This is a genomic window from Pseudomonas gozinkensis (assembly GCF_014863585.1).
Taxonomy (GTDB): Bacteria; Pseudomonadota; Gammaproteobacteria; order Pseudomonadales; family Pseudomonadaceae; genus Aquipseudomonas; species Aquipseudomonas gozinkensis.
The window spans coordinates 134,228-159,220 of the sequence record NZ_CP062253.1 but is presented as its reverse complement, the minus strand read 5'-3'; the positions used below and the strand labels follow the sequence as shown (position 1 = coordinate 159,220).

Below are 24,993 nucleotides of genomic sequence, written 5' to 3'. Positions count from 1 at the left end.
GTGGGAACGATCATCTGGCGCTGCATTATTTCCAGGGCTTGGGCTCGCCAAACAGCTGCCCCTGAACCCCATACAACCCCATCTCGCGAATCACCGACAATTCCCCTTCCGTCTCGACCCGCTCGGCAATCAGCGGCAGATCGATGCTGTGCGCCGCGCGCTGGATCGCTTCGATGAACAGGCGCTTGTCGCTTTCCTGATCGATCGCCCGGATGTAGCTGCCATCGATCTTCAGATACGCCAACCCCAGCCGCGCCAAATTGCCAATCATGCTGAAGCGACCGCCGAAGCGCTGCAGGCTCAGGGAGAAACCGAGCTCGCGCAGGCGCCGGGTCAGCTGTTCCAGCACCGCTTGCTCCGGCAATTGCTCCTCGCCGATTTCCAGGGTCAGGCGCGCGCCGAGATTGGAATGCGCCCGCAGAATCTCGAACACTTTGTTCAACGCCTGTGGATCGGCCAGGGTGGCCGAAGACAGGTTCAGCGCCAGGGATTCTTCATGGCCGGCCATCTGCTCCAGCACACGCTCGAGCATCAATCGGTCCAGTCGCGCGGTCCAACCGAAGCGCTCCAGCCACGGCAGGAAACGCCCGGCGGGAATGGTCTGGCCCTGCTCGTCGAGCAAGCGCGACAGCACCTTGTAATGCAGCACCAGTTGCGTGTCCTGCGCCGCCACTACCGGCTGGAAGAACAGCTCGAAACGCCGCTGATTCAGCGCCTGATCGAGCAAACGGTGCCATGCGTGGTGATCGTCACCGACATCCGCCACCAGGCTCTGATCCAGGCACGCCCAGTTCTGCTCGCCCTGCCCTTCGGCCTGAGCCAATGCCTGATCGCCGAGGCTGAGGACCGCTTGCGGCAAATCGCCGTGAGCGAACGGCGCCAGGCCGATAGAAGCCACGGCGGCCACATCGGTGGCACCCGTCGCGTGCAGGCTGCTCAGCGCACTGTCGAGACTCTGCGCCAGTTGCAGCGCTTCTTCGCGGGTCAGCCCCGGCGCCAGCACGGCGAATTCGCCGCCGCGAATCCGGGTAACAAGGTTCTGGGTTTCCGGGTATTTGGCGCACTCGCGGGACAGTTGCTCGCCGACCGCTTTCAACAATTCATCGGTGCGCTGACCGCCCAGGCGCTGGTTGAGTCCGGCCAGATCCTTGACCCGCAACAGCAGCAGATAACCGGAACTGGCCTGCTCCGGGTTGCTCACCCGCGCATTCAGCTGCATTTCGAAATAACGCCGGTTGGCCAGGCCCGTGAGGTTGTCCTGGTAGGACTCGGTGCGCAGTTTTTCGCTACGCTCGGCCTGCTCCTGGAACAGCGCCTTGAGCTTCTCGACCATTTGGTTCATCGCCAGCACCACGCGGCGTAATTCAGGCGTGCGCGGCAGGTCCGGCAGACTCAGGAACTCACGGCGAGCGATGGCGTGGGATTGCTTGACCATGTAATCCAGCGGCTTCAGCTGCCGACGCAGCAACAACGCGCCCAGTACCGCACTCACCGCACCGCAGACCAGCAACCAGCCCAGACTGCCGAGTGCGCTCTGCCAGAGTTTGGCCAGGGCGAACATCGGGTGGCTGACCACCTCGACCCGCGCCGCCTGCTCCCAGCCACGGCTGACCAGCGCATCGCCACCGGCCGGCTCCAGGCCGATCAGTTTGACGAACCAGTCCGGCACGTTGGTGACCGCGGGGATACCGTTGCGCTCGACGATGGTCTGATCGGTCTTCAGATCGACCACGCGGATGCTCGAGTAGTAACCGCTGTCGAAGATCGAGCTGACCAGCAACTCGACCATCGCCGGGTCATCGATGTTCGGCGTCAACGACAGCGCTAGCGCCGTGGCCGCATCCTGGGCGTGGGAGCGCAACTGGTTGACGTACTGGGTACGCGAACTCTCCAGACTGACCATGAAGCTGCCGGTGAAGGCGACCACCAGGAACAGACAGATAGCGATCAACAGCTGTTTGAACAAGGACATCTGAGCGCGTGCTCCTAGTTAGTCGTCTCGACCGGGAATCCTTCGGCCTGCATTTTTTTCAATACATCCTGCCAGCGTGACAGGCGTTTGGTATCACCGACCTTCTTGTTGCCCTTCGCTCCCGGCAGGTACAAACCTTCGGCATTGAAAGAGTAGACCGGCAGCAAATCGGTTCGCTCGGCGGCCGGCTTGATCGGGTCGATCAGGCTGTCGAGCACCAGCGGCATGGCGTCAGGGCTGGAATAGTAAGTCAGGACCATGTGCGCGCGGTTCTGGCGCAGGGCCTTGACGTAGGTGATGCGCAGCTTGTCACTGGCGACACCAAGGTGGCGCAGGCTGAAATACTTGGCGATCGCGTAGTCTTCGCAGTCGCCGGCGCCTTTCCACAAGGCTTCGATGGGAGTTTCCCAATAGTCGACCTCGTGCCACAGATCGATGTCTTCGACATAGCGCATCTGTTTGTTGAAAAACAGGTTCACTACTTTGAGCTTTTCCATCTCGCTGACCTGCTTCTGCGTGGCCAGCAGATTCTGCCAGGCATCGATCCGCTGTTGCCCGGCACCCAACGGCCCGTACAGTGCCGTGGCCTTGCGGCTGATCGCGGAAAAATCCCAATCGGCATGCAGGCCGCCCAGCATGATGCCGGCCAGCAGCAGCGCGCAGGCAAGCCAGCGCACAATCCGAGGGATCGCGAAACGTACCGCCAATGCAAGGCATCCAGGGCAAGGAAGAAAGGCGTTTGATGGTGAAGGTTAGCCCAGCAAAAAACAATGGCACCCTGAGATCATCGCTGGCGCGCTAAACTTCAGATGTGACAGGGTTCTTCTACACGGTTTGACAACCTGTAGAGCAATCACTAGTGTCCTTTGGATCCAAATATCGCAGTCATAGGGTGTGCAGTTGTGACCCAGAAGCCCAAGCCACTCCACAGCATCAAAGTCGACGGCCCGATTCCCGCGCATCTGGCGCGCTCGGTCATCGAAGAAACCCTGCGCGCCGCGATTCTCGACGGACGCCTGCCCTGCGGCACCGCCGTGCGCCAGCAGGATCTGGCCGACCTGTTCGGTGTCAGCCGCATGCCGGTGCGCGAAGCCTTGCGTCAACTCGAGGCCCAGGGCCTGCTGAACGTAATTGCCCACAAGGGCGCCGTGGTGGCGCCGCTGATTCAGGGTGATGCAACGGAAACTTACGAGCTGCGCATCCTGCTGGAGTCCGAAGCGCTGCGCCAGTCGATCCCGCTGCTGACCCCGGCCGATCACGAACGCGCGGCCGGCTACATCGAAGAACTGGAAAACGAACACGACTACACTGAAATCGGTCGGCTCAACCGTCTGTTTCACATGGCGCTCTACAGCAAGGCGCCCAATGGCCGGCTGTTGCGGCTGGTAGAAGACGGCTTGAATGAAGAAGAACGCTTCCTGCGCTTCAACCTCGAGGCCATGGGCCTGGGCAAACTCTCTCAGGACGATCACCGCGCGTTGTTGCAGGCCGTGAAAGAGCGTGACACCCCACACGCGGTCACACTGCTGGAGCAGCACCTCAATCGCGGCGTCGAGGTGATCACCCGTTACCTGGCCAGTTCCACTGCCCAAAGCCGCAAAGCGGCGCACTGAATCCTCTCTTCCGGGTGAGCCTCCACTCACCCGGCGAATAACCCGCTTACAAATCCCCCCACCGGTCACGGTCATTTGCCGTGGCACATCGACGCCTGCGCTCTAACCTCCCCCCTGCTTTGAACAGCCCGGAATTTGCACCGCAAGGAAGTCATTTTCGACGATAGCCGCGGCGCCGATTTACGCGCACCCTTGGACCGCCAACCCAATATAGAACGGGGACGCGCCGCCCCGGCAGCAGTCCCCGCACCAGGAACCTACGGAAGGAGCCTTGTCACGGGATCAGGAAGAAACGGCGTCGTTACAGCCCGACTTCATCCCCTCATATTCATTCAATTACTTAATTTAAAAGTTGCTTCGAGTGAGGCATTCACTCTTGTCGTTCAATTTTGGCCATTAAACGCCGAAAGGAGCAACTACGCCCAAATAAAACTTAACTTACAAGTTTTATCAGACCCTCTCATACTTCAAAAACAGCCAACTAAAAATAATTAAAAATAAACTTGTTAAGTTGTTTTGCGATGTATTAGTTTTTCTTCGCCGAGTTTGGATCCGAAATGACAAACCCGGCGCAACCTTGCAGTACGGCCTCGATTGCGACGGCTTGACCGTCCGCTGCTGTCTCGGGCCCTTCAGACATTGCCTGTTTTCATCGAAACCGAATGAGGCTGTCGTTCGCCTGGAGAAACTTGTTCAACGTTATTAGCGATTGATTGAACAGTCCCTATTCCCTATTAGCCAGAGACTCGCAACCATGCCAACTAAAGAGCAACTTACACTAAAGAAAGCCGAACTCAGCGTTCACCCGATCTTCTCCGAAATCGATTCTTTGGCGACATTGCGCCGGTTCATGGAGTCCCATGTATTTGCTGTCTGGGACTTCATGTCACTGACCAAGCGCCTGCAGCAGGAACTGACCTGCACCCGCCTGCCGTGGTTGCCACCACGGGATCCGCACGCGGCACGACTGATCAACGAGATTGTGCTCGGGGAAGAATCTGACGATCGGCTGTCACACGGGCATTACAGTCACTTCGAACTGTACCTCGATGCCATGCGCGAAGTCGGTGCGGACACGACAGCGGTGGAGCGCTTCGTGACGCTGCAACAGGAAGGCGTGAGTTACGACGTCGCCCTGCAAAGCGTCGAGGTTGATCCGGCGGCGGCGCGGTTCGTCCGTGACACCTTGCACACCGCGCTGCATGCGCCGGGGCACAGCGTAGCCGCTGCATTCCTGCACGGTCGCGAGAGCGTGATCCCGACCATGTTCCAACGCATGCTCGATGCCTGGGGCATTGGCGTCGAACAGGCGCCGACCTTCCGTTACTACCTGGAGCGGCACATCGAGGTCGACTCCGAAGACCACGGCCCCGCCGCAGAACAACTGCTGGATCGGCTGGTGGACGGCGATCCACAGCGCGAAGCCGAGGTCTACGCCAGCGCCATTGCAGCCGTGGAAAGCCGCATCGCCCTGTGGGACGGCCTGCGCCTGAGCATGCGCGAACCGCTGGCGGAGGTGGCCCAATGAACGCCGCCGACTACCAGTCTTTCGCCGATGCCTGGGAAAGCCGCGCGACCATCCGCACCCGGCCGCGCCGGGTGCTGGAGGATGACGCGCGGCTGATCTATCCGCTCAGCCGCCAGCCGTTGGTGCTCAGCGAAACCTTCCTGCGCGAGTGCCCGGAACAACGTGATTTCGCCCTGGTGCAGACGCTGTACAAATTCATCAACGACGTGGTGATTTTCGAAACCGAGATCGTCGACAAGACCGCCCGCAGCATCGCCAAGAACCGCTTCGCCGTGGCCTTCCCGTTCGCCTGCCGCTACGACGCCATGACCGTGGTGGTGGACGAGGATTACCACGCGCTGGTGGCGATGGATTTCATGCAGCAGACCGTGGCCATGACCGGCATCGAGCCCATCGAGTTGCCGAATGAAATCGAACTGAGCAGGGCGATTCCGGCCGCCGTCGAACTGGCCCCGCAACACCTGCGCAGCGCCGTGGAACTGATCTGCGTGGCCATCGCTGAAAATACGGTGACCGGCGATGTCGCGGCATTTGCACGGGACGACACGGTCAAGCCGTCGATCAAGGGCCTGATGGCAGACCACTTGCTCGACGAGGGCCGGCACTCGAGTTTCTGGGCGCGGATGGTGCGCATCTACTGGCACACCGCGAGCGATGCGGATCGCGAATGCATCGCGCAGATCCTGCCGGTGTTCATCGGCCATTACCTGACCAACGACATCCAGAAGTCCTTCGACCTGCGACTGATCGACGTCTTGCCAGTCAACGATACCACCCGTCGCGCCCTGAAAGACGAGATGGCCGGGCTGGCCTTCCCGATCAATCGCCACCACCCGCTGGTGGGCAACATCGTGCGGTTTTTCCACAACAGCTCACTGCTCGACACACCGTGCGTACAGCACGCCCTGCGCGACTACCTGGTTTGACAAGGAGGCTGACATGAAACGTCTCGACATTTTGCTGAGGGGCCGCAGCCAGGCCTTGACCGACCTGGCGCAGGAGCTCGAACAACACGGTCACTCATTGCTGTCAGAAGCTGCTCCGTCGATGGATCTGGTGATCGATGACGGCAGTCTTGCGCCGCAGGATCACGGCACGACACCGTACCTGACTTTACGCCTGGGTATCGGTGCAACGGGCGCCGGCGGTTTGCCGGTGCTTGATCTGCTGTGCCTGTGCAACTCGACGCTGCTGAGCCGCGTGCCCATCGCCGACGAACTATCCGGCAACGGACAGGCCTTGCGCCAGCGAACACTCGCGCAAGTAGTGGACGAAGTGGCGCTGCTGGTCAGCCGTTTCTCCCGCGATGCCGAGTATTTCCAGCACGCAGAGACGGCCCGTGCGCCGGACTTCGAGCAGGTGGAAAAACTGCTGTTCCTCGACAGCCTGGCTTACGTCCATCGCCTCAATGCCACGGCCAATCCGCGGTTGTTGCAACAAGCGCAGATCCCGGTGATCGAGCGGCTGCAACGGAGCCTGATCGAGCACGCTGAACGCCCGGCGCTGCACCTCGCCGAGCAGTCGATCAGCTATCGCCAGTTGCATGATCACAGCCGGGCGATCCAGCAACGTTTGCTGGCAATGCTGGAGACACAACCGCAACCCTGGGTGGTGGGGATTTGCCTGCCGAAATGCGATGCGCTGTTTGCTTCGATCCTGGCAATTCTCGGCAGTGGCGCGGTGTACCTGCCGCTGGAGCCGAGCCATCCGCTTCAGCGCCAGCAGTACATCCTGGAAAACGCCGGAGCGGTGCTGTTACTGCACGACGGCGAACATCCACTGAGCGATTCGATGCCGGGGCTGGATGTCAGCCTTATCGACAGCGCCGACGCCGATCATTCGTTGCCGTTGATACGCCAGCGACCGTCGCTCGACTCGCCATGCATGGCGCTCTACACCTCGGGCACCACCGGGCATCCGAAGGGTGTGCTGCTGAGTCAGGCGAACCTCGCGCACTTCACGGCGTGGTACGCCGATTACGTGCAGTTGCGGGCTGAGAGCCGGGTGTTGCAGTTCTCGTCGCTGAGTTTCGACTCGTCGCTGATCGACATTTTCCCGACCCTGCTCGAAGGCGCGGAACTGGTGGTGCCCGACGACAACCAGCGCCGCGATCCGCTACAACTGGTGGCACTGATCCGCCGTCGGCAACTGACTCACGCGTTCCTGCCGCCGGCGCTGTTGAGCATCCTGCCGCTGGAGCAACTGCAAAGCGTCGGGCAGATCATGACCGGCGGTGATGTCTGCGAGCCGTTCGTGATCGAGCAGCTGACCCGCCAGGGCAAGCTGCACAACCTCTACGGCCCCACCGAAGCCACGGTGCTGATCACCGCGCGGCAACTGCAACCGGGCGACAGCAATCGCACCCTCGGCGGGCCGATTGCCAACAGTCAGGTGCTGATTCTCGATGACGATCTGCAACCGGTGCCGGAGCAAACGGTGGGCGAGCTGTTCATCGTCGGCCCCGGCGTTTGCCTGGGTTACCTGAACAATCCGCAGCAGACGGCCGAGCGCTATCTGGACCTGGAGTTGCCGGACGGTCAGCGTCTGCGCGCCTACCGCAGCGGCGACATGGCCAAGTGGGGCGAGGGCGGCATCGAGCTGTGCGGGCGCCGCGACAATCAGGTGAAGATCCGTGGCTTCCGGGTCGAGCCGGAAGAGATCGAACGCTGCCTGCGCGAGAGTCAGCTGTATCGGCAGATCGCCGTGGTGATCGACAGTCAGCGACGAATTCTGGCGTTCCTCGCCCAGCCGCAATCGGACGCCGCGCGCGAGTCTTTGAAAGCTCACGCGCAGCAGTTTCTGCCCGACTACATGCAACCGGTGGCGTGGACGGAGCTGCCGAACATGCCGTTCGCCGCTAACGGTAAAGTCGACCGCAAGGTCTTGCTGGAACTGCCGGTCAGCGTGCAGGACAGCGGCCCGAAATGCCTGCCGGCCAACGCCGACGAAGCGCTGCTGCTGGAGATCTGGGGCGAGTTGCTGGAGCTGCCGACCAGCGACATTTCCACTGATGAAAGCTTCTTCAATCTCGGCGGTCACTCGATTCTGCTGTCGCGCATGCTCCTGCGTCTGCGGGAGGAATTCGGCCGCAGCATCTCGATCAACCGCTTCATCGAACTGCCGACCATCACCAAGCTCGCCACGCTGGTACGCGGCACCGACGACAGCGCGGTACTCAGCGCCCAGGCGATGGCCGACGCCGAGCGACCACTGGATATCGAGCCGTTGCCGATCAGCCGCATGGGCGATGTGCACAAGGTGATCGTCACCGGCGCCAACAGTTTTGTCGGCGTGCACATCGTCGAGGCGTTGCTGGGATGGGGCGCCAGTGAAGTGGCGTGTCTGGTGCGCGACGGCGGCGGGCAGACGGCGGCGCAGCGCTTTGCCCAGTCGTTGCGAGAGAACCGGCTGGAGCATCTGGATCTGAGGCGGGTGCGGGTCTATTCGGCGGACATCACCCGGCCGCAACTGGGCCTGGCCGATAGCGATTTCGAGCGACTGGATCGCGAGTTCGGCGCGCTGGTGCACAACGCGGCCAACGTCAATCACGTGCTCGACTACGAGTCGCTGGCGGCGGACAACGTCGAGCCGATTTTCGAACTGCTGCGGCTGTGCGAAGGGCGCAGCAAGAAGGTGTTCAATTTCGTCTCGACGCTGTCCGCCTCCAGCACCGTCGACGACGCAGGCCGGGTGCTGGAATTGCCCGCCGCCCCGACGCCGCCGATCTACATCCGCAACGGCTACAACCTGTCGAAATGGGTCGGCGAACGCATCCTCGAAAGGGCGCGGGAGCGTGGGGTGCGAGTCAATCTGTATCGGCCCGGCAACATCAGTTTCAACAGCCTCAGCGGCGTGTGCCAGCCGCACAAGAACCGTTTGATGCTGATGCTCAAGGGCTCGATCCAGCTCGGACAGGTCCCGGCCTTAGCGCTGAACTTCGACCTGATGCCGGTGGATTTTCTCGCCCGGTTCATCGCCTTCCACGCCAGCCGTTACTCGGCCGAACGAGCGGTGTTCAACCTGCATAACCCCGAGCCCCTGAGCTGGGATGCCTACGTCGCGTCGTTCCGCGAAACCGGCAGCGAGTTTTCGCTGGTCAGCGTCGCCGACTGGCAACAGCAACTGGGCCGGGTCGATGCCGACAACGCGCTGTTCGGCGTGCTCGGTTTCTACCTCAACGGCTTCGAGGAAGACATCGGCGACATCTCCCTGATCGGCCACGCCAACGCCCAGGCCGGCGTGCAGCAGATGGGCGCGCACTACCCGGAAAAATCCCCGGCGCTGCTGCGTCGCGGCTGCGACTACCTGAAAGAAATCAACTTCATCTGACTCATCAACCAAGGAGCAACACCATGAGCAATCTTCAACCCGACACCCTGATCAAAAACCCTCACGGCTGCCACGTCGTGTCTTCGGTGGAAGTGCCGGTGGACGCCAAACACGTGTGGGCGGTGGTCGGCAAATTCGACGGTTTCAACCGTTTCATTCCGGCCCTGTCGCACATCGAAATGACCGGCGAAGGCGTGTCTTCGCTGCGCAAGAAATTCTTCAAGGATGGCAACGTGGTAGTCGAGCAACTCAACTCCCGGGACGACCAGGCGCTGAGCATGACCTGGACCACCATCTACAACACTCTGGGCGTGGCCAATCTGTGGGCGGCGATGAACGTGGAGTCACTGGGCGCGGGCAAGTCGCGGGCGACCTGGACGATCATTGCCGAACCTGCTTCCGGCGGCCCCGAGGCGCTGCCGGGGTTCAAGGATTTCGTGCAGGGGTTTGCCGATGACGCGATGGGCAATGTGCTGAAACTGTTTGTGTAAGGCTTCAGTTCGGCGGTGATTGAGCCACCGCTATCGCTGGCAAGCCAGCTCCCACAGGTTCCATGCCGGTCACACATGTTGTGTGCGCCAGAAATCCTGTGGGAGCGGGCTTGCCCGCGATAAACGATAACGCGGTCTGACTTGATGTCAGATCTTGAAGCTGTCGACCAGCTGTTTCAAACGGTTGGCCTGCTGCGACAACGCATCGCAATCCTTCAACGTTTCATTGAGGTTGGCCACGCTCTGCTGGTTCAGCAGGTTGATCTGGTTGACGTCGACGTTGAGGGTTTCCACCACGGCGGTCTGTTCCTCGGTCGCCGCTGCCACCGACTGGTTCATGCCGTCGATTTCACCGATGCGCTGGGTCACGCTGACCAGACGCAGGCCGGCCTGGTTCGCCACTTCAACGCTCTCTTCGCTCGACGCCTGACTGGCGTTCATGGTGGTCACCGCTTCGCGGGAACCGACCTGCAACGATGTGATCATCTTGTGGATCTCTTCCGCCGATTCCTGGGTGCGGTGAGCGAGGTTACGCACCTCGTCCGCCACCACCGCAAAACCGCGGCCGGCTTCACCGGCACGGGCCGCTTCGATGGCCGCGTTGAGCGCCAGCAGGTTGGTCTGCTGGGAGATGCCTTTGATCACATCGAGAATGTGGCCGATGTTGTCGGTGCTCGCATTCAGGGTTTCGATCTGGGTGCACGACAGGCTGATCTTCTGCGACAGCTCGGTCATCGCCTGAATCGTCTGCTCGACCACCTGACGACCGTCATCGGCCTGTTCGCTTGCGCCGCTGGCGTGTTGCGAAGCGTCGGCTGCGTTGCGGGCGATTTCCTGGGTGGCGGCACCCAACTGATTGATCGCGGCAGCCACGCTGTTAGTGCGCGCGCTTTGCTCGTCGGAACCGATGATCGAGGCGTTGGACGATGCCATCACCCGTTGCGACAGGTCGTGTACGTGACGGGTTGCCGACGAAACTTCGGAAATGGAGGCGTGAATCCGCTCCACGAACTGGTTGAACGAACTGCCCAGTTCGCCGAACTCGTCCTTGCTTTCCACCACCAGACGGCGGGTCAGGTCACCTTCACCCTGGGCGATGTCCTGCATCGCGCGGCCCATGGTGATCAGCGGACGCATCAGCACGGTGATCAGCAGGCTCAGGAAGATTGCAATCGCGCCCACTGCGACGAACATCGCGATCAGTGCCGAGGTACGGAACTGGCTGAGTGCGGCGTAGGCCTTGTCGCGGTCGATCGACAGACCGATGTACCACTCAGCGTTCGGCAGACCTGCGACCGGAGTAAACGACAGGATGCGTTCCTGGCCGTTGAGCACCACGTTCTGGTTACCCTTCTCGATGCGCACACCGGCGTTCGGGTAGATGTCCTTGAGGTTCTTCATCACCTGGTCTTTGTCCGGGCTGACGATTACCTGACCGTCACCGCTGACCAGGAACGCGTGGCCCAGGCCGCCGAAGTCCACCGAGTTGATGATCTTCACCAGGGTTTCCAGGCTCAGGTCGCCGCCCACTACACCGAGTAACTCGCCGTTCTTTTTCACCGGCATGGCGATGGTCACCACCAGACCGCCAACAGCCGCCATGTACGGCGGGGTCAACATGGTCTGGTCAGCGGCCACGGCCTGTTTGTACCAGGGACGCTGACGCGGGTCGTAGCCGTCCGGCATCTTCGCGTCAGGGCGCTGGGTGAACACACCGTTGGCCTGGCCGACGTAGGTGAACTGGAAGTTCGAGGTGAAGGCTGGTTGATCGACCAGGCCCGGGAAATCCGCGTTCTTGCCTTGGTGGGCAACGTTCTGCGCGAGGTTTTCCAGTACCAGAATCCGCCCGCTCATCCAGTTCTGCACACTGCTGGCGGTCAGGTCGCCGGCCTGCTGGACGGAGGACTGGAGGTTCTGGCGAATGGTGTTTCGCTGCAGATAGTCGTTGTACAAAGTGAACAGCGCGAACGCCAGGACCACGACGCCCGAGGCGGCCAACAGGATTTTATGGCTGAACTTGAGATTCATTTCATGGGACTTCTTATGCCAAAAGTGGGGATGCGTTCCGGATGCAACATTCCATGTACAGCGCAGGCAGCGTTCTGATGGCCGCTCTACTTTGGTGCACGCATGTCTCACCAGTCTGTCGGCAGGCTTCAGATAAAACTTAGGGCTTTGTAGGAAATGGGCGGCATTTCTGCCAGATTCCCGCCGAACGGCGTGCCAGAGCATTCGCCTGTCATTTTTTGATGACTGTTTTGCAGCGCCGGTTGCAAATTCTGTAACCCTTGATGAAAATGCGAGCAATTATCATTTGTGACGTTCGGGCTGTCGCGTTCATGTCCTCACCTGAGTTTGCAGTACAGGCGCTCTACAGTAGTCATCACGGCTGGCTCAACGGCTGGTTGCGCGCGCGGCTGGGTAACGCCGCCGATGCGGCGGATCTGGCCCAGGACACCTTCGTTCGTCTGCTGCAACGCACCGAGCATCTGGAACTCAAGGCACCCCGCGCATTCTTGCGCACGGTTGCCCGAGGGCTGGTGATCGATCATTGGCGCCGTGAAGAAATTGAACGCGCCTATCTGGAAACCATCGCCCATTTGCCTGAAGCCGAAACCCCGAGCGCCGAATCACGCGCATTGGTGATCGAACTGCTCGAGGGCATTGCCCGCATGCTTGAAGGCTTGAGGCCGAAAGTGCGTCAGGCTTTTCTGCTGGCGCAGTGCGAAGGTTTGACCCACAAGCAGATCGCCGAGCAGATGGGCCTATCCCTGCGCTCGGTAGAACGCTACGTCGCCGACGCCCTGTTTCACTGCTACGTATTGCGGTACGAAAGCTGATGCCGGTGGATAACCTCTCGCTTGGCCGTCGCGCCGAGCCACCGCAACAGGTGGTCCGACAGGCCATTCACTGGCTCCTGCGCCTGCGCAATAACCACGGCAACCCGCGCCTGAATCGCCAGTGCGAACAATGGCGCGCCGAACACCATGATCACGAACTGGCCTGGCAACGGGTGCAGTCTCTGCAAGCCGAACTGACCCACAATCTGCGTGCCGTGCCCGGTGCGCAGGTGGCGTTCAATACGCTGGAAAACAGTGCGCAGGGTTTGGGTCGACGTCAGGCGTTGAAGCTGTTGTCCGGCGCGCTGCTGATGGGCTCGGCGGGATGGCTGGCCAGCGACACTTCCGCCTGGCAACAGTGGAGCGCCGACTACGCCACCGCCACGGGCGAGCGCCGTGGCTTCCAGTTGCCGGACGGTACGCGGATCGAACTCAACACCGCCAGCAGTGTGGATCTCGACTACACCGCGCAACAACGACTGATCAAACTGACCCGTGGCGAAATCATCGTCACCTGTGGCGGTGCCGATGAAGGTGCATCGTTTGACCGACCGCTGCGGGTACAGAGTCGTCATGGCAGTTACGAGCCGCTCAAGGCGCGATTCATTCTGCGCCAGGAAGAGGGTTGCACGCGCCTGAGCGTCACCAGTGGCCGGGTCGCGATTCACTCCGCAGGCAACTCGACGGAGGCCATCGCCGGTCAGAGCTATCTGATCGATCACCATCGAATTCGTCCGGCGCCACCGTTGGACATGGACGCTGGCGCCTGGGTCGACGGGTTGATCGTCACACGCAACATGCGGCTCGGCGACTTCCTTAGCGAAGTCGGCCGGTATCGTCAGGGTTTTCTGAGCTGTGCGTCGGACATTGCGAATTTGCGTCTGTCCGGCGTGTTCCGTCTCGAGGACACCGACAAGCTGCTGGCGATCCTGCCGCAGACCCTGCCGGTGCAAGTACGCTATCGCACCCGTTGGTGGGTGACGCTCGAATCTGTGGTCTGAAAATTATTTTGGCGGGTTTTCGCGGCAAGTCCGGCTTAGTCAGTAAGCACTTCAACTCAGCCTTCGCGACTGCCTACGGAAACCTACAATGACTGCGCGCGTTACCTGTAAGAACCCTCTGAATTTCTCTGCCGAATCTGGCCTGTTGCGTCACGCCGTTCGGGCGGCGCTGTTTTCTACCGCACTGGGTGTTGGCGTGCTGCCAGGTCTGAGCATCGCGGCCAATGCCAGCGAAGTCAGCAGCCACCGCTACAACATCGCCGCCGGACCGCTGGGCGATGCGCTCAACCAGTTCGCGCGCCAGGCGGGCATCACGTTGTCGATGACGCCACAGCAGACCCAGGGCCGGCAATCACCCGGCGTGCAGGGCGAGTATTCAACCGATCAGGCCCTGAGCCACTTGCTCGGCGGCTCGGGTCTGGAAGCAGTCAGCCAGGACGGAAGCAGCTATGTGTTGCGCTCGGTCGCAGAAACCGAAGCGCTGGCCCTGCCGACCACCGACATCAAAGGCTTCGCTCTCGGTAACGCGTTGGGCAGCATGGACGGCTACAACGCGACGCACAGCCAGATCGCCACCAAAACCAGTACCGCGTTGCTGGAAACCTCGCAAAGCGTGTCCGTCGTCACCCGCGAGCAAATGGATGACCAAGGCTCGCAAACCGTGTCCCAGGCCATGCGTTACACCCCCGGCGTGCTGACCAATCCTTACGGCGCCACGCACCGTTACGACTACGTGGCAATGCGCGGCTTCAACGATGGTTCGGTGGATAACATCTACCTCGACGGCCTCAAGTCGATGGGCGACAGCGGCACCTACAGCACCATGCAGGTCGATCCGTATTTCCTCGAGCGTGTCGATATTCTGAAAGGGCCGTCGTCGGTGCTCTACGGCCGTAGTTCGCCGGGCGGTCTGGTGGCGCTGACCAGCAAGAAGCCGCTGTACGAGGCCTATCACCAGGTACAGGCCACGGTCGGCACTCAGGGCCAGCGCGGTGTCGGTTTTGACTTCAGCGGGCCGGTCGATGACGACAAGCGCATCGCCTATCGTCTGATCGGATTAACGGATCAGTCCGACACGCAGTTCGACCACAACAAGGAAAAGCGCTTCGCCCTGGCGCCGACCGTCAGCATCGATTTCAACGAAGACACTTCCCTGACCCTGCAGGCGTATCTGCAGCATGACCCGGACGGCGGTTATCACGGTGGCGTGCCGGCCGACGGCACGATTCATCAGCGCAACGGCAATCGCATCTCGCCGCATTTCTTTGAAGGCGAGCCGGGCATCGATGGCTACTCCCGAGATCAGCAGTCGTTCGGTTACCAGTTCGAACACCGCTTCAACGACGTCTTCACCGCGCGGCAGAATTTCCGCTACCTCGACTCCAAAGTGAACATGGATCAGGTGTACGCCTATGGCTGGACGTCGCCGACCAGCAACGAACTGAATCGCTACTACACCGGCGGTGACGAGCGTCTGCACGCGTTCATCGTCGACAACATGCTCCAGGCCGAGTTCTTCACCGGTGCGACCAAGCACACAGTGCTGATGGGAGCGGATTATCAGCGACGCAAAACCGTGGTCGACTGGACCAGTGGCGGCCTGGCGCCGATCAACGCTTTCAACCCCGCTTATGGCAATGCCGCTATCACGCCCTATGGCGATACCAGCTACCTGCGACGCCTGGAGCAGACGGGCGTTTACCTGCAAGACCTGATCGAGATGGACAAGTGGCGCTTCTCGCTGGGGCTGCGCCAGGACTGGGTGGAAACCTCCGACGAAAACCGCATCGCCGAAGCGGGCCGTCCGGTCGGTACCGAGATCAACGACCGACGCACCAAGCTCACCGGTCGTGCCGGCGCGCTGTATCTGTTCGATAACGGCCTCGCGCCGTACGTCAGTTACTCCGAGTCGTTCAACCCGAATTCCTACGCTGACAGCGCCGGCAATCCGCTCGCACCGACCGATGGAACGCAGTGGGAAATGGGCCTGAAGTATCAGCCGCCGGGTACCGACAATCTGTTCACCGCCTCCTTGTTCCGCATCGATCAGGAGAACCTGGCGACCAAACTGCCGCAGGAAAACTTCTATCGCGCTGTTGGCGCTGTCCGCTCTCAGGGGCTGGAACTTGAAGCGCACATGCAGTTGACCGACAACCTGAAAGTCCTCGGCAGCTATACCTTCACCGACATTGAATACTCGAAGTCGATGACCAGCACCTTGAGCACACCGAGCAATGTGATCGAGAACAAAGGCAACTCGCCAACCCAGGCGCCGCGGCACATGGCATCGCTGTGGGCGGACTACAAGTTCGACAGCGCGGCACTCGACGGGCTGCGACTGGGCGGTGGTGTGCGTTATGTCGGCTATAGCTGGGCGGATGCAGAGAACACCATGAAGGTGCCGTCCTACACATTGTTCGACGCATCGATCGGTTATGACCTCGGCAAGGTCGGTCTGAAGGGTGTCGACGTACGCCTGAATGCGAACAATCTGACCAACGAATCCTACGTAGCCTCCTGCGCCAGTCTCGACTTCTGCTACATGGGCGAAGAGCGCAATGTCGCCGCCACGGTCAGCTATCAGTTTTAAAGCTTTGTCCTGTGCATAAAAAAGCCAGCCCTTGATGTCAGGGGCTGGCTTTGTCGTATCTGTGGGGAAAATTTTCATGCGTTCATTTCTGGTTTTGTTGCACCGGTATATCGGGTTGGCCACGGCGGTTTTTCTGCTGCTGGCCGGGATCACCGGGAGCATTCTGGCGTTCAACCATGAGCTCGATGAGTGGTTGAATCCGGAGTTTTACGCGGCTTCGGCCGAGGGGGCGCGACTACCGCCAGGTGAGTTGGTTGATGCGGTGCAATCGGCACATCCGAAGTTGCAGGTCTGGTACATGGAGTACCCGAATGAGGCAGGTCACACGGCATTGCTCGCGGCAGTTCCACGTAATGATCCGGCGACGGGAAAACCGTTCAATGAGCACAATCAGGTGTTCTACCTCGACCCGGTCAGTGGCCAGCAAAAAGGCCAGCGTTACTGGGGCGAATGCTGTTTCCAGCGCGAGAACCTCGTTCCGTTCATTCTCGAGTTTCACTACAACCTGACACTGCCCGGTAACTGGGGTTTGCTGTTGATGGGGTTGGTGGCCATCGCCTGGGTAATCGATTGCTTCATCGCCCTTTGGCTGACGTTGCCGCGGGGTAAACCGTTCTGGAAGAAGTGGTCGAGCGCCTGGAAGATCAAGGGTGGTCATGCCTATCGACTCAACTTCGATCTGCATCGGGCAGGGGGCTTGTGGCTATGGTTGTTATTGCTGCCAATAGCCATCAGCAGCGTGGCCATGAACTTACCGAGTCAGGTATTCAAACCGGCGGTGTCGCTGTTTTCTTCGATTGAACCGAGCGTGTATGAGGCGCGAGGGCGGATGCCTGCCGAAGAGCTGGGGATCACTCAGTTGAGTTATCAACAGGCATATGAAAGGGCACAACAGGAAGGCAAAAGGTTGGGGCTGACAGCAGCGATCGGCGAGTTGTATTACAGCTTTGAGTACAACTTCTACGGTGCGGGGTTTGGACAGCATGACACCGAGGCCCACGGCAAATCCTGGTTGTTCTTCCACGGTACTGACGGACGATTACTGGGGCAGGAAATCGCAGGAGAAGGGACGTTGGGAGAGAGATTTTATCGGTTGCAGTTGCCGATACATGGGGGACGGATCATAGGCTTCACCGGACAAGTGATGATCGCGGTACTGGGCATCCTGATTGCGGGATTGTCGGGGACTGGCGTCTACATCTGGTGGCGCAAATGGCAGGCTCGTCGGAGCAGCAAGGCACGCAGAGCGGTTTGAAGGTCAGACTTTTGTAGGCACTGAAACGACAAAACCCCTGTCTGCGTTAGCAGACAGGGGTTTCGGAATTCAATCTTGACGATGACCTACTCTCACATGGGGAAACCCCACACTACCATCGGCGATGCATCGTTTCACTTCTGAGTTCGGGATGGGATCAGGTGGTTCCAACGCTCTATGGTCGTCAAGAAATTCTGTGACCAGCCCGTTACCGCAGTAACGTTCCGGCAAAAATCGGTGACTTCTACTAAAACAAAACCCCAACTGCTTTCGCAATTGGGGTTTCGGAATTTAATCTTGACGATGACCTACTCTCACATGGGGAAACCCCACACTACCATCGGCGATGCATCGTTTCACTTCTGAGTTCGGGATGGGATCAGGTGGTTCCAACGCTCTATGGTCGTCAAGAAATTCGGGTACTGACTCGTGACCAGATGGCCTCGCTTCAGCAAATTGGGTATGGGATAGTTTTCGGTGTTTTGTGAGCGTCGAACTTTCGGTTCATTGCGTCTTCACACACCGCAATCTGGTCTCTTTCGAGTCTACAGATTGCTTGGGTGTTATATGGTCAAGCCTCACGGGCAATTAGTATTGGTTAGCTCAACGCCTCACAGCGCTTACACACCCAACCTATCAACGTCGTAGTCTTCGACGGCCCTTCAGGGAACTCAAGGTTCCAGTGAGATCTCATCTTGAGGCAAGTTTCCCGCTTAGATGCTTTCAGCGGTTATCTTTCCCGAACATAGCTACCCGGCAATGCCACTGGCGTGACAACCGGAACACCAGAGGTTCGTCCACTCCGGTCCTCTCGTACTAGGAGCAGCCCCTCTCAAATCTCAAACGTCCACGGCAGATAGGGACCGAACTGTCTCACGACGTTCTAAACCCAGCTCGCGTACCACTTTAAATGGCGAACAGCCATACCCTTGGGACCGGCTTCAGCCCCAGGATGTGATGAGCCGACATCGAGGTGCCAAACACCGCCGTCGATATGAACTCTTGGGCGGTATCAGCCTGTTATCCCCGGAGTACCTTTTATCCGTTGAGCGATGGCCCTTCCATACAGAACCACCGGATCACTAAGACCTACTTTCGTACCTGCTCGACGTGTCTGTCTCGCAGTCAAGCGCGCTTTTGCCTTTATACTCTACGACCGATTTCCGACCGGTCTGAGCGCACCTTCGTACTCCTCCGTTACTCTTTAGGAGGAGACCGCCCCAGTCAAACTACCCACCATACACTGTCCTCGATCCGGATAACGGACCTGAGTTAGAACCTCAAAGTTGCCAGGGTGGTATTTCAAGGATGGCTCCACGCGAACTGGCGTCCACGCTTCAAAGCCTCCCACCTATCCTACACAAGCAAATTCAAAGTCCAGTGCAAAGCTATAGTAAAGGTTCACGGGGTCTTTCCGTCTAGCCGCGGATACACTGCATCTTCACAGCGATTTCAATTTCACTGAGTCTCGGGTGGAGACAGCGCCGCCATCGTTACGCCATTCGTGCAGGTCGGAACTTACCCGACAAGGAATTTCGCTACCTTAGGACCGTTATAGTTACGGCCGCCGTTTACCGGGGCTTCGATCAAGAGCTTCGCGTTAGCTAACCCCATCAATTAACCTTCCGGCACCGGGCAGGCGTCACACCCTATACGTCCACTTTCGTGTTTGCAGAGTGCTGTGTTTTTAATAAACAGTCGCAGCGGCCTGGTATCTTCGACCGGCGTGGGCTTACGCAGCAAGTGCTTCACCCTCACCGGCGCACCTTCTCCCGAAGTTACGGTGCCATTTTGCCTAGTTCCTTCACCCGAGTTCTCTCAAGCGCCTTGGTATTCTCTACCCAACCACCTGTGTCGGTTTGGGGTACGGTTCCTGGTTATCTGAAGCTTAGAAGCTTTTCTTGGAAGCATGGCATCAACCACTTCGTCGCCTAAAGGCAACTCGTCATCAGCTCTCGGCCTTGAAACCCCGGATTTACCTAAGATTTCAGCCTACCACCTTAAACTTGGACAACCAACGCCAAGCTGGCCTAGCCTTCTCCGTCCCTCCATCGCAATAACCAGAAGTACAGGAATATTAACCTGTTTTCCATCGACTACGCTTTTCAGCCTCGCCTTAGGGACCGACTAACCCTGCGTCGATTAACGTTGCGCAGGAAACCTTGGTCTTTCGGCGTGGGTGTTTTTCACACCCATTGTCGTTACTCATGTCAGCATTCGCACTTCTGATACCTCCAGCAAGCTTCTCAACTCACCTTCACAGGCTTACAGAACGCTCCTCTACCGCATCACTTACGTGATACCCGTAGCTTCGGTGTATGGTTTGAGCCCCGTTACATCTTCCGCGCAGGCCGACTCGACTAGTGAGCTATTACGCTTTCTTTAAAGGGTGGCTGCTTCTAAGCCAACCTCCTAGCTGTCTAAGCCTTCCCACATCGTTTCCCACTTAACCATAACTTTGGGACCTTAGCTGACGGTCTGGGTTGTTTCCCTTTTCACGACGGACGTTAGCACCCGCCGTGTGTCTCCCATGCTCGGCACTTGTAGGTATTCGGAGTTTGCATCGGTTTGGTAAGTCGGGATGACCCCCTAGCCGAAACAGTGCTCTACCCCCTACAGTGATACATGAGGCGCTACCTAAATAGCTTTCGAGGAGAACCAGCTATCTCCGAGCTTGATTAGCCTTTCACTCCGATCCACAGGTCATCCGCTAACTTTTCAACGGTAGTCGGTTCGGTCCTCCAGTCAGTGTTACCTAACCTTCAACCTGCCCATGGATAGATCGCCCGGTTTCGGGTCTATTCCCAGCGACTAGACGCCCTATTAAGACTCGCTTTCGCTACGCCTCCCCTATTCGGTTAAGCTCGCCACTGAAAATAAGTCGCTGACCCATTATACAAAAGGTACGCAGTCACAGAACAAAGTCTGCTCCCACTGCTTGTACGCATACGGTTTCAGGATCTATTTCACTCCCCTCTCCGGGGTTCTTTTCGCCTTTCCCTCACGGTACTAGTTCACTATCGGTCAGTCAGTAGTATTTAGCCTTGGAGGATGGTCCCCCCATATTCAGACAAAGTTTCTCGTGCTCCGTCCTACTCGATTTCATGACTAAGAGATTTTCGCGTACAGGGCTATCACCCACTATGGCCGCACTTTCCAGAGCGTTCCGCTAATCTCAAAGCCACTTAAGGGCTAGTCCCCGTTCGCTCGCCACTACTAAGGGAATCTCGGTTGATTTCTTTTCCTCAGGGTACTTAGATGTTTCAGTTCCCCTGGTTCGCCTCTTGCACCTATGTATTCAGTACAAGATAACCATCTTATGATGGCTGGGTTCCCCCATTCAGACATCTCCGGATCAAAGTCTGTTTGCCGACTCCCCGAAGCTTTTCGCAGGCTACCACGTCTTTCATCGCCTCTGACTGCCAAGGCATCCACCGTATGCGCTTCTTCACTTGACCATATAACCCCAAGCAATCTGGTTATACTGTGAAGACGACATTCGCCGAAAATTCGAATTTCTCAACTAAGAGAACTCACAAATTTTACCTTAGCCTGATCACCACCAGTGAAAGTGGCCATCAGTCTATCTTTCTATCACATACCCAAATTTTTAAAGAACGAACTAGTCAAAGACTAGAAATCAACATTCACCATCAACACGATGGAATGCTCATTTCTAAGCTCTTACTTCAGAAGCAGTAGTGGTGGAGCCAAGCGGGATCGAACCGCTGACCTCCTGCGTGCAAGGCAGGCGCTCTCCCAGCTGAGCTATGGCCCCGTATTTCTACAGGCGTTTCCCACACAAAATTGGTGGGTCTGGGCAGATTCGAACTGCCGACCTCACCCTTATCAGGGGTGCGCTCTAACCAACTGAGCTACAGACCCAATTTCGGGCTGCTTCTTTCGTCTTCTTCAATGAATCAAGCAATTCGTGTGGGAACTTATGGAGCAGCTGATGTCGTCGATTAAGGAGGTGATCCAGCCGCAGGTTCCCCTACGGCTACCTTGTTACGACTTCACCCCAGTCATGAATCACACCGTGGTAACCGTCCTCCCGAAGGTTAGACTAGCTACTTCTGGTGCAACCCACTCCCATGGTGTGACGGGCGGTGTGTACAAGGCCCGGGAACGTATTCACCGCGACATTCTGATTCGCGATTACTAGCGATTCCGACTTCACGCAGTCGAGTTGCAGACTGCGATCCGGACTACGATCGGTTTTATGGGATTAGCTCCACCTCGCGGCTTGGCAACCCTTTGTACCGACCATTGTAGCACGTGTGTAGCCCAGGCCGTAAGGGCCATGATGACTTGACGTCATCCCCACCTTCCTCCGGTTTGTCACCGGCAGTCTCCTTAGAGTGCCCACCATAACGTGCTGGTAACTAAGGACAAGGGTTGCGCTCGTTACGGGACTTAACCCAACATCTCACGACACGAGCTGACGACAGCCATGCAGCACCTGTCTCAATGTTCCCGAAGGCACCAATCCATCTCTGGAAAGTTCATTGGATGTCAAGGCCTGGTAAGGTTCTTCGCGTTGCTTCGAATTAAACCACATGCTCCACCGCTTGTGCGGGCCCCCGTCAATTCATTTGAGTTTTAACCTTGCGGCCGTACTCCCCAGGCGGTCAACTTAATGCGTTAGCTGCGCCACTAAGAGCTCAAGGCTCCCAACGGCTAGTTGACATCGTTTACGGCGTGGACTACCAGGGTATCTAATCCTGTTTGCTCCCCACGCTTTCGCACCTCAGTGTCAGTATCAGTCCAGGTGGTCGCCTTCGCCACTGGTGTTCCTTCCTATATCTACGCATTTCACCGCTACACAGGAAATTCCACCACCCTCTACCATACTCTAGCTCGCCAGTTTTGGATGCAGTTCCCAGGTTGAGCCCGGGGATTTCACATCCAACTTAACGAACCACCTACGCGCGCTTTACGCCCAGTAATTCCGATTAACGCTTGCACCCTCTGTATTACCGCGGCTGCTGGCACAGAGTTAGCCGGTGCTTATTCTGTCGGTAACGTCAAAATTGCAGAGTATTAATCTACAACCCTTCCTCCCAACTTAAAGTGCTTTACAATCCGAAGACCTTCTTCACACACGCGGCATGGCTGGATCAGGCTTTCGCCCATTGTCCAATATTCCCCACTGCTGCCTCCCGTAGGAGTCTGGACCGTGTCTCAGTTCCAGTGTGACTGATCATCCTCTCAGACCAGTTACGGATCGTCGCCTTGGTGAGCCATTACCTCACCAACTAGCTAATCCGACCTAGGCTCATCTGATAGCGCAAGGCCCGAAGGTCCCCTGCTTTCTCCCGTAGGACGTATGCGGTATTAGCGTTCCTTTCGAAACGTTGTCCCCCACTACCAGGCAGATTCCTAGGCATTACTCACCCGTCCGCCGCTGAATCCAGGAGCAAGCTCCTTTCATCCGCTCGACTTGCATGTGTTAGGCCTGCCGCCAGCGTTCAATCTGAGCCATGATCAAACTCTTCAGTTCAAACATCTTTGGGTTTTGAGAAAACCCTAAACTTGGCTCAGCAATCGTTGGTTACATCTTTGATTTCTCGCGGAGTAACTTGTGATGCTGATAATCTTGTTGACTATCAGTCTGACCCCACAAGCACCCACACGAATTGCTTGATTCAGTTGTTAAAGAGCAGTTGGTTAAGATCTTTCGTCTCAACCGAGGCGCGCATTCTACAGCAGCCTCATTTGCTGTCAAGTGATTATTTTCAGAAGTTTTCGAAGAATTCTTCAACAACTTCAACCACTTGCGCTTCCGATCTCTCGTTAGCGGGAGGCGAATTCTACAGCGTTACACGCTGCTGTCAACACCTCTTTTTCTCCGCTTTCGACCGAGAAGATCGAACCGTTGAAAGCGCCAAAAGAACCGGCATTTCCAACTCCTTCCAGACTTCGATGAACTGAAGCGACCCGCTCTCGAAACCTACTTAACTCATTGAATCTCAAGGAGTTTTCCGTTTCGACTGCGCCGGAAGTGGGGCGAATTATAGAGACTCAGAATCTGCCGTCAACCCTTAATTTCGCTTTTCTTTCAATAACTTGCGGATAGGCCAAAAAACACTCAAGACCCTCTATATAGAAGAAGGATTCAGCACCCCTTCTATATAGAGAGAACCATTAGAGCACTCCATCCTCCTTCATCGCGGCCACTGCACCCGCCCCCAAGCCCAGCACGCGCTGTAAAACCTCCAGCGTATGCTCGCCCAGCAAAGGAGGCGCACGCCGATACTCGACAGGCGTCCGCGACAACCGGATCGGACTGGCCACTTGCGGCACTAACCCCGCCAGCGCATGAGGCAGCTCAATCGCCAACCCACGAGACTTCACCTGCGGATCCTCGAACACCTGCGACAGATCATTGATCGGCCCGCACGGCACACCCGCCTGCTCGAGCTGAGCCACCCACTCTGCGGTCGTCTTGAAGACAGTCGCCTGACGGATCAGCGGAATCAGCACAGTCCGATTCGCCACTCGCAGCTTATTAGTCGCGAAACGCGGATCGTCCGCCCACTGCGGTTGCCCCGCCACTTCGGCAAATTTGCGGAACTGCCCGTCATTACCCACCGTAAGGATGAAGTCGCCGTCAGCCGTAGGAAAATCCTGGTACGGCACGATATTCGGATGTGCATTTCCCAAGCGCTTTGGCGCAGTGCCCGTCGTCAGGTAGTTCATCGCCTGGTTGGCCAGGCACGCCACCTGCACATCCAGCAACGCCATATCGATATGCTGCCCACCACCATCGTGATCACGATGAGCCAGCGCTGCCAGGATCGCCACGGTCGAATACAGGCCCGTCAGGATATCCGTAAGCGCCACACCCACTTTCACAGGCCCGGCCCCCTCATCACCCTCAGGTCGCCCGGTCAGACTCATCAGCCCACCAAGACCCTGGATCATGAAGTCATAACCCGCACGCTTGGCATACGGCCCGGTCTGACCAAAACCGGTGATCGAGCAATAGATCAGATCCGGATTGATCGCCTTCAACGACTCGTAATCCAGGCCATAAGCCGCCAGACCACCCACCTTGAAGTTCTCAATCAAAATGTCGGACTTGGCTGCCAGGTCCCGTACAAGCTTCTGACCTTCGGGACGCGTGAAGTCGATCGTCACCGATTGCTTGTTGCGGTTGGCCGACAGGTAATAAGCTGCCTCACTGGTGTTCTCACCGTAAGCGTCCTTCAGGAAGGGCGGCCCCCAGGCGCGAGTGTCGTCACCATTGCCCGGGCGCTCGACCTTGATCACTTCCGCCCCGAGATCGGCCAGAATCTGACCAGCCCATGGGCCGGCCAGCACTCGCGATAAATCCAGTACCCGCAGATGCGACAGCGCGCCCATGGTCGC

13 protein-coding genes, 2 tRNA genes and 4 rRNA genes are annotated in these 24,993 nt (G+C 58.2%); 9 read left to right on the top strand and 10 right to left on the bottom strand.

Annotated features, from left to right (window positions below; all coding sequences use genetic code 11):
* Positions 1-25: 25 nt before the first annotated feature.
* Both lapD and lapG read right to left on the bottom strand, forming a co-directional pair.
* The gene (lapD, locus tag IHQ43_RS00750) at positions 26-1,972 is read right to left on the bottom strand and encodes a cyclic di-GMP receptor LapD (protein WP_192563028.1); all 1,947 of its coding nucleotides are present in this window, start codon (positions 1,970-1,972) and stop codon (positions 26-28) included.
* A gap of 14 nt (positions 1,973-1,986) precedes the next feature.
* Positions 1,987-2,679, bottom strand: a complete 693-nt coding sequence (gene lapG, locus IHQ43_RS00745; protein ID WP_192563027.1) for a cysteine protease LapG — start codon at positions 2,677-2,679, stop codon at positions 1,987-1,989.
* 195 nt (positions 2,680-2,874) lie between these two features.
* On the opposite strand from lapG, the gene IHQ43_RS00740 reads away from it, so the two are divergent.
* The 5 genes from IHQ43_RS00740 to IHQ43_RS00720 all read left to right on the top strand — a co-directional run bounded on the left by IHQ43_RS00740 (position 2,875) and on the right by IHQ43_RS00720 (position 9,933).
* Positions 2,875-3,585 (top strand): GntR family transcriptional regulator, encoded by a 711-nt coding sequence (locus IHQ43_RS00740; protein ID WP_192563026.1) that lies wholly within the window; start codon positions 2,875-2,877, stop codon positions 3,583-3,585.
* A 754-nt stretch (positions 3,586-4,339) separates the two neighbouring features.
* Entirely contained in the window at positions 4,340-5,113 is a 774-nt protein-coding gene (locus IHQ43_RS00735) for a DUF3050 domain-containing protein (RefSeq protein WP_085684382.1), read from the top strand.
* On the top strand, positions 5,110-6,039 hold the full coding sequence (locus tag IHQ43_RS00730; RefSeq protein WP_192563025.1) for a diiron oxygenase: 930 nt from the start codon (positions 5,110-5,112) through the stop codon (positions 6,037-6,039). Before IHQ43_RS00735 ends, IHQ43_RS00730 begins: the two co-directional genes overlap by 4 nt.
* 13 nt (positions 6,040-6,052) lie before the next feature.
* Positions 6,053-9,442, top strand: a complete 3,390-nt coding sequence (locus IHQ43_RS00725) for a non-ribosomal peptide synthetase (protein ID WP_192563024.1) — start codon at positions 6,053-6,055, stop codon at positions 9,440-9,442.
* A 23-nt stretch (positions 9,443-9,465) separates the two neighbouring features.
* A complete protein-coding gene (locus tag IHQ43_RS00720; RefSeq protein ID WP_192563023.1) occupies positions 9,466-9,933 on the top strand; it encodes an SRPBCC family protein in 468 nt (155 codons plus the stop codon).
* A 147-nt stretch (positions 9,934-10,080) separates the two neighbouring features.
* On the opposite strand, the gene IHQ43_RS00715 is transcribed toward IHQ43_RS00720, so the two are convergent.
* A complete protein-coding gene (locus tag IHQ43_RS00715) occupies positions 10,081-11,961 on the bottom strand; it encodes a methyl-accepting chemotaxis protein (protein ID WP_192563022.1) in 1,881 nt (626 codons plus the stop codon).
* 311 nt (positions 11,962-12,272) lie between these two features.
* On the opposite strand from IHQ43_RS00715, the gene IHQ43_RS00710 reads away from it, so the two are divergent.
* From IHQ43_RS00710 to IHQ43_RS00695, 4 genes are all read left to right on the top strand, one after another.
* Positions 12,273-12,773, top strand: coding sequence for a sigma-70 family RNA polymerase sigma factor (locus tag IHQ43_RS00710; protein WP_192563021.1), 501 nt, complete (start codon positions 12,273-12,275; stop codon positions 12,771-12,773).
* Complete coding sequence (locus tag IHQ43_RS00705; RefSeq protein WP_192563020.1) at positions 12,773-13,774, top strand: FecR domain-containing protein; 1,002 nt, start codon at positions 12,773-12,775, stop codon at positions 13,772-13,774. Before IHQ43_RS00710 ends, IHQ43_RS00705 begins: the two co-directional genes overlap by 1 nt.
* A gap of 88 nt (positions 13,775-13,862) precedes the next feature.
* Complete coding sequence (locus IHQ43_RS00700) at positions 13,863-16,364, top strand: TonB-dependent siderophore receptor (RefSeq protein WP_192563019.1); 2,502 nt, start codon at positions 13,863-13,865, stop codon at positions 16,362-16,364.
* Between the two features lie 76 nt (positions 16,365-16,440).
* Positions 16,441-17,619, top strand: a complete 1,179-nt coding sequence (locus tag IHQ43_RS00695) for a PepSY-associated TM helix domain-containing protein (protein WP_192564933.1) — start codon at positions 16,441-16,443, stop codon at positions 17,617-17,619.
* A 73-nt stretch (positions 17,620-17,692) separates the two neighbouring features.
* Here the strand turns inward: IHQ43_RS00695 and rrf (IHQ43_RS00690) are convergent.
* The 7 genes from rrf (IHQ43_RS00690) to IHQ43_RS00660 all read right to left on the bottom strand — a co-directional run bounded on the left by rrf (IHQ43_RS00690) (position 17,693) and on the right by IHQ43_RS00660 (position 24,987).
* A 5S ribosomal RNA gene (rrf, locus tag IHQ43_RS00690) occupies positions 17,693-17,808 on the bottom strand.
* Positions 17,809-17,914: 106 nt separating this feature from the next.
* A 5S ribosomal RNA gene (gene rrf, locus IHQ43_RS00685) occupies positions 17,915-18,030 on the bottom strand.
* A 156-nt stretch (positions 18,031-18,186) separates the two neighbouring features.
* Positions 18,187-21,077: ribosomal RNA gene (locus IHQ43_RS00680) — 23S ribosomal RNA — on the bottom strand.
* Positions 21,078-21,321: 244 nt separating this feature from the next.
* Positions 21,322-21,397 (bottom strand) — tRNA-Ala (locus tag IHQ43_RS00675).
* A 30-nt stretch (positions 21,398-21,427) separates the two neighbouring features.
* A tRNA-Ile gene (locus IHQ43_RS00670) sits at positions 21,428-21,504 on the bottom strand.
* An 81-nt stretch (positions 21,505-21,585) separates the two neighbouring features.
* Positions 21,586-23,122, bottom strand: a 16S ribosomal RNA gene (locus IHQ43_RS00665).
* Together the 16S, 23S and 5S rRNA genes with 2 tRNA genes alongside form the textbook arrangement of a ribosomal RNA operon.
* Before the next feature lie 644 nt (positions 23,123-23,766).
* Positions 23,767-24,987 carry a CaiB/BaiF CoA transferase family protein gene (locus IHQ43_RS00660; RefSeq protein WP_192563018.1) on the bottom strand — a complete coding sequence of 407 codons (1,221 nt, stop codon included), beginning with the start codon at positions 24,985-24,987 and terminating at the stop codon, positions 23,767-23,769.
* Positions 24,988-24,993 lie beyond the last annotated feature (6 nt).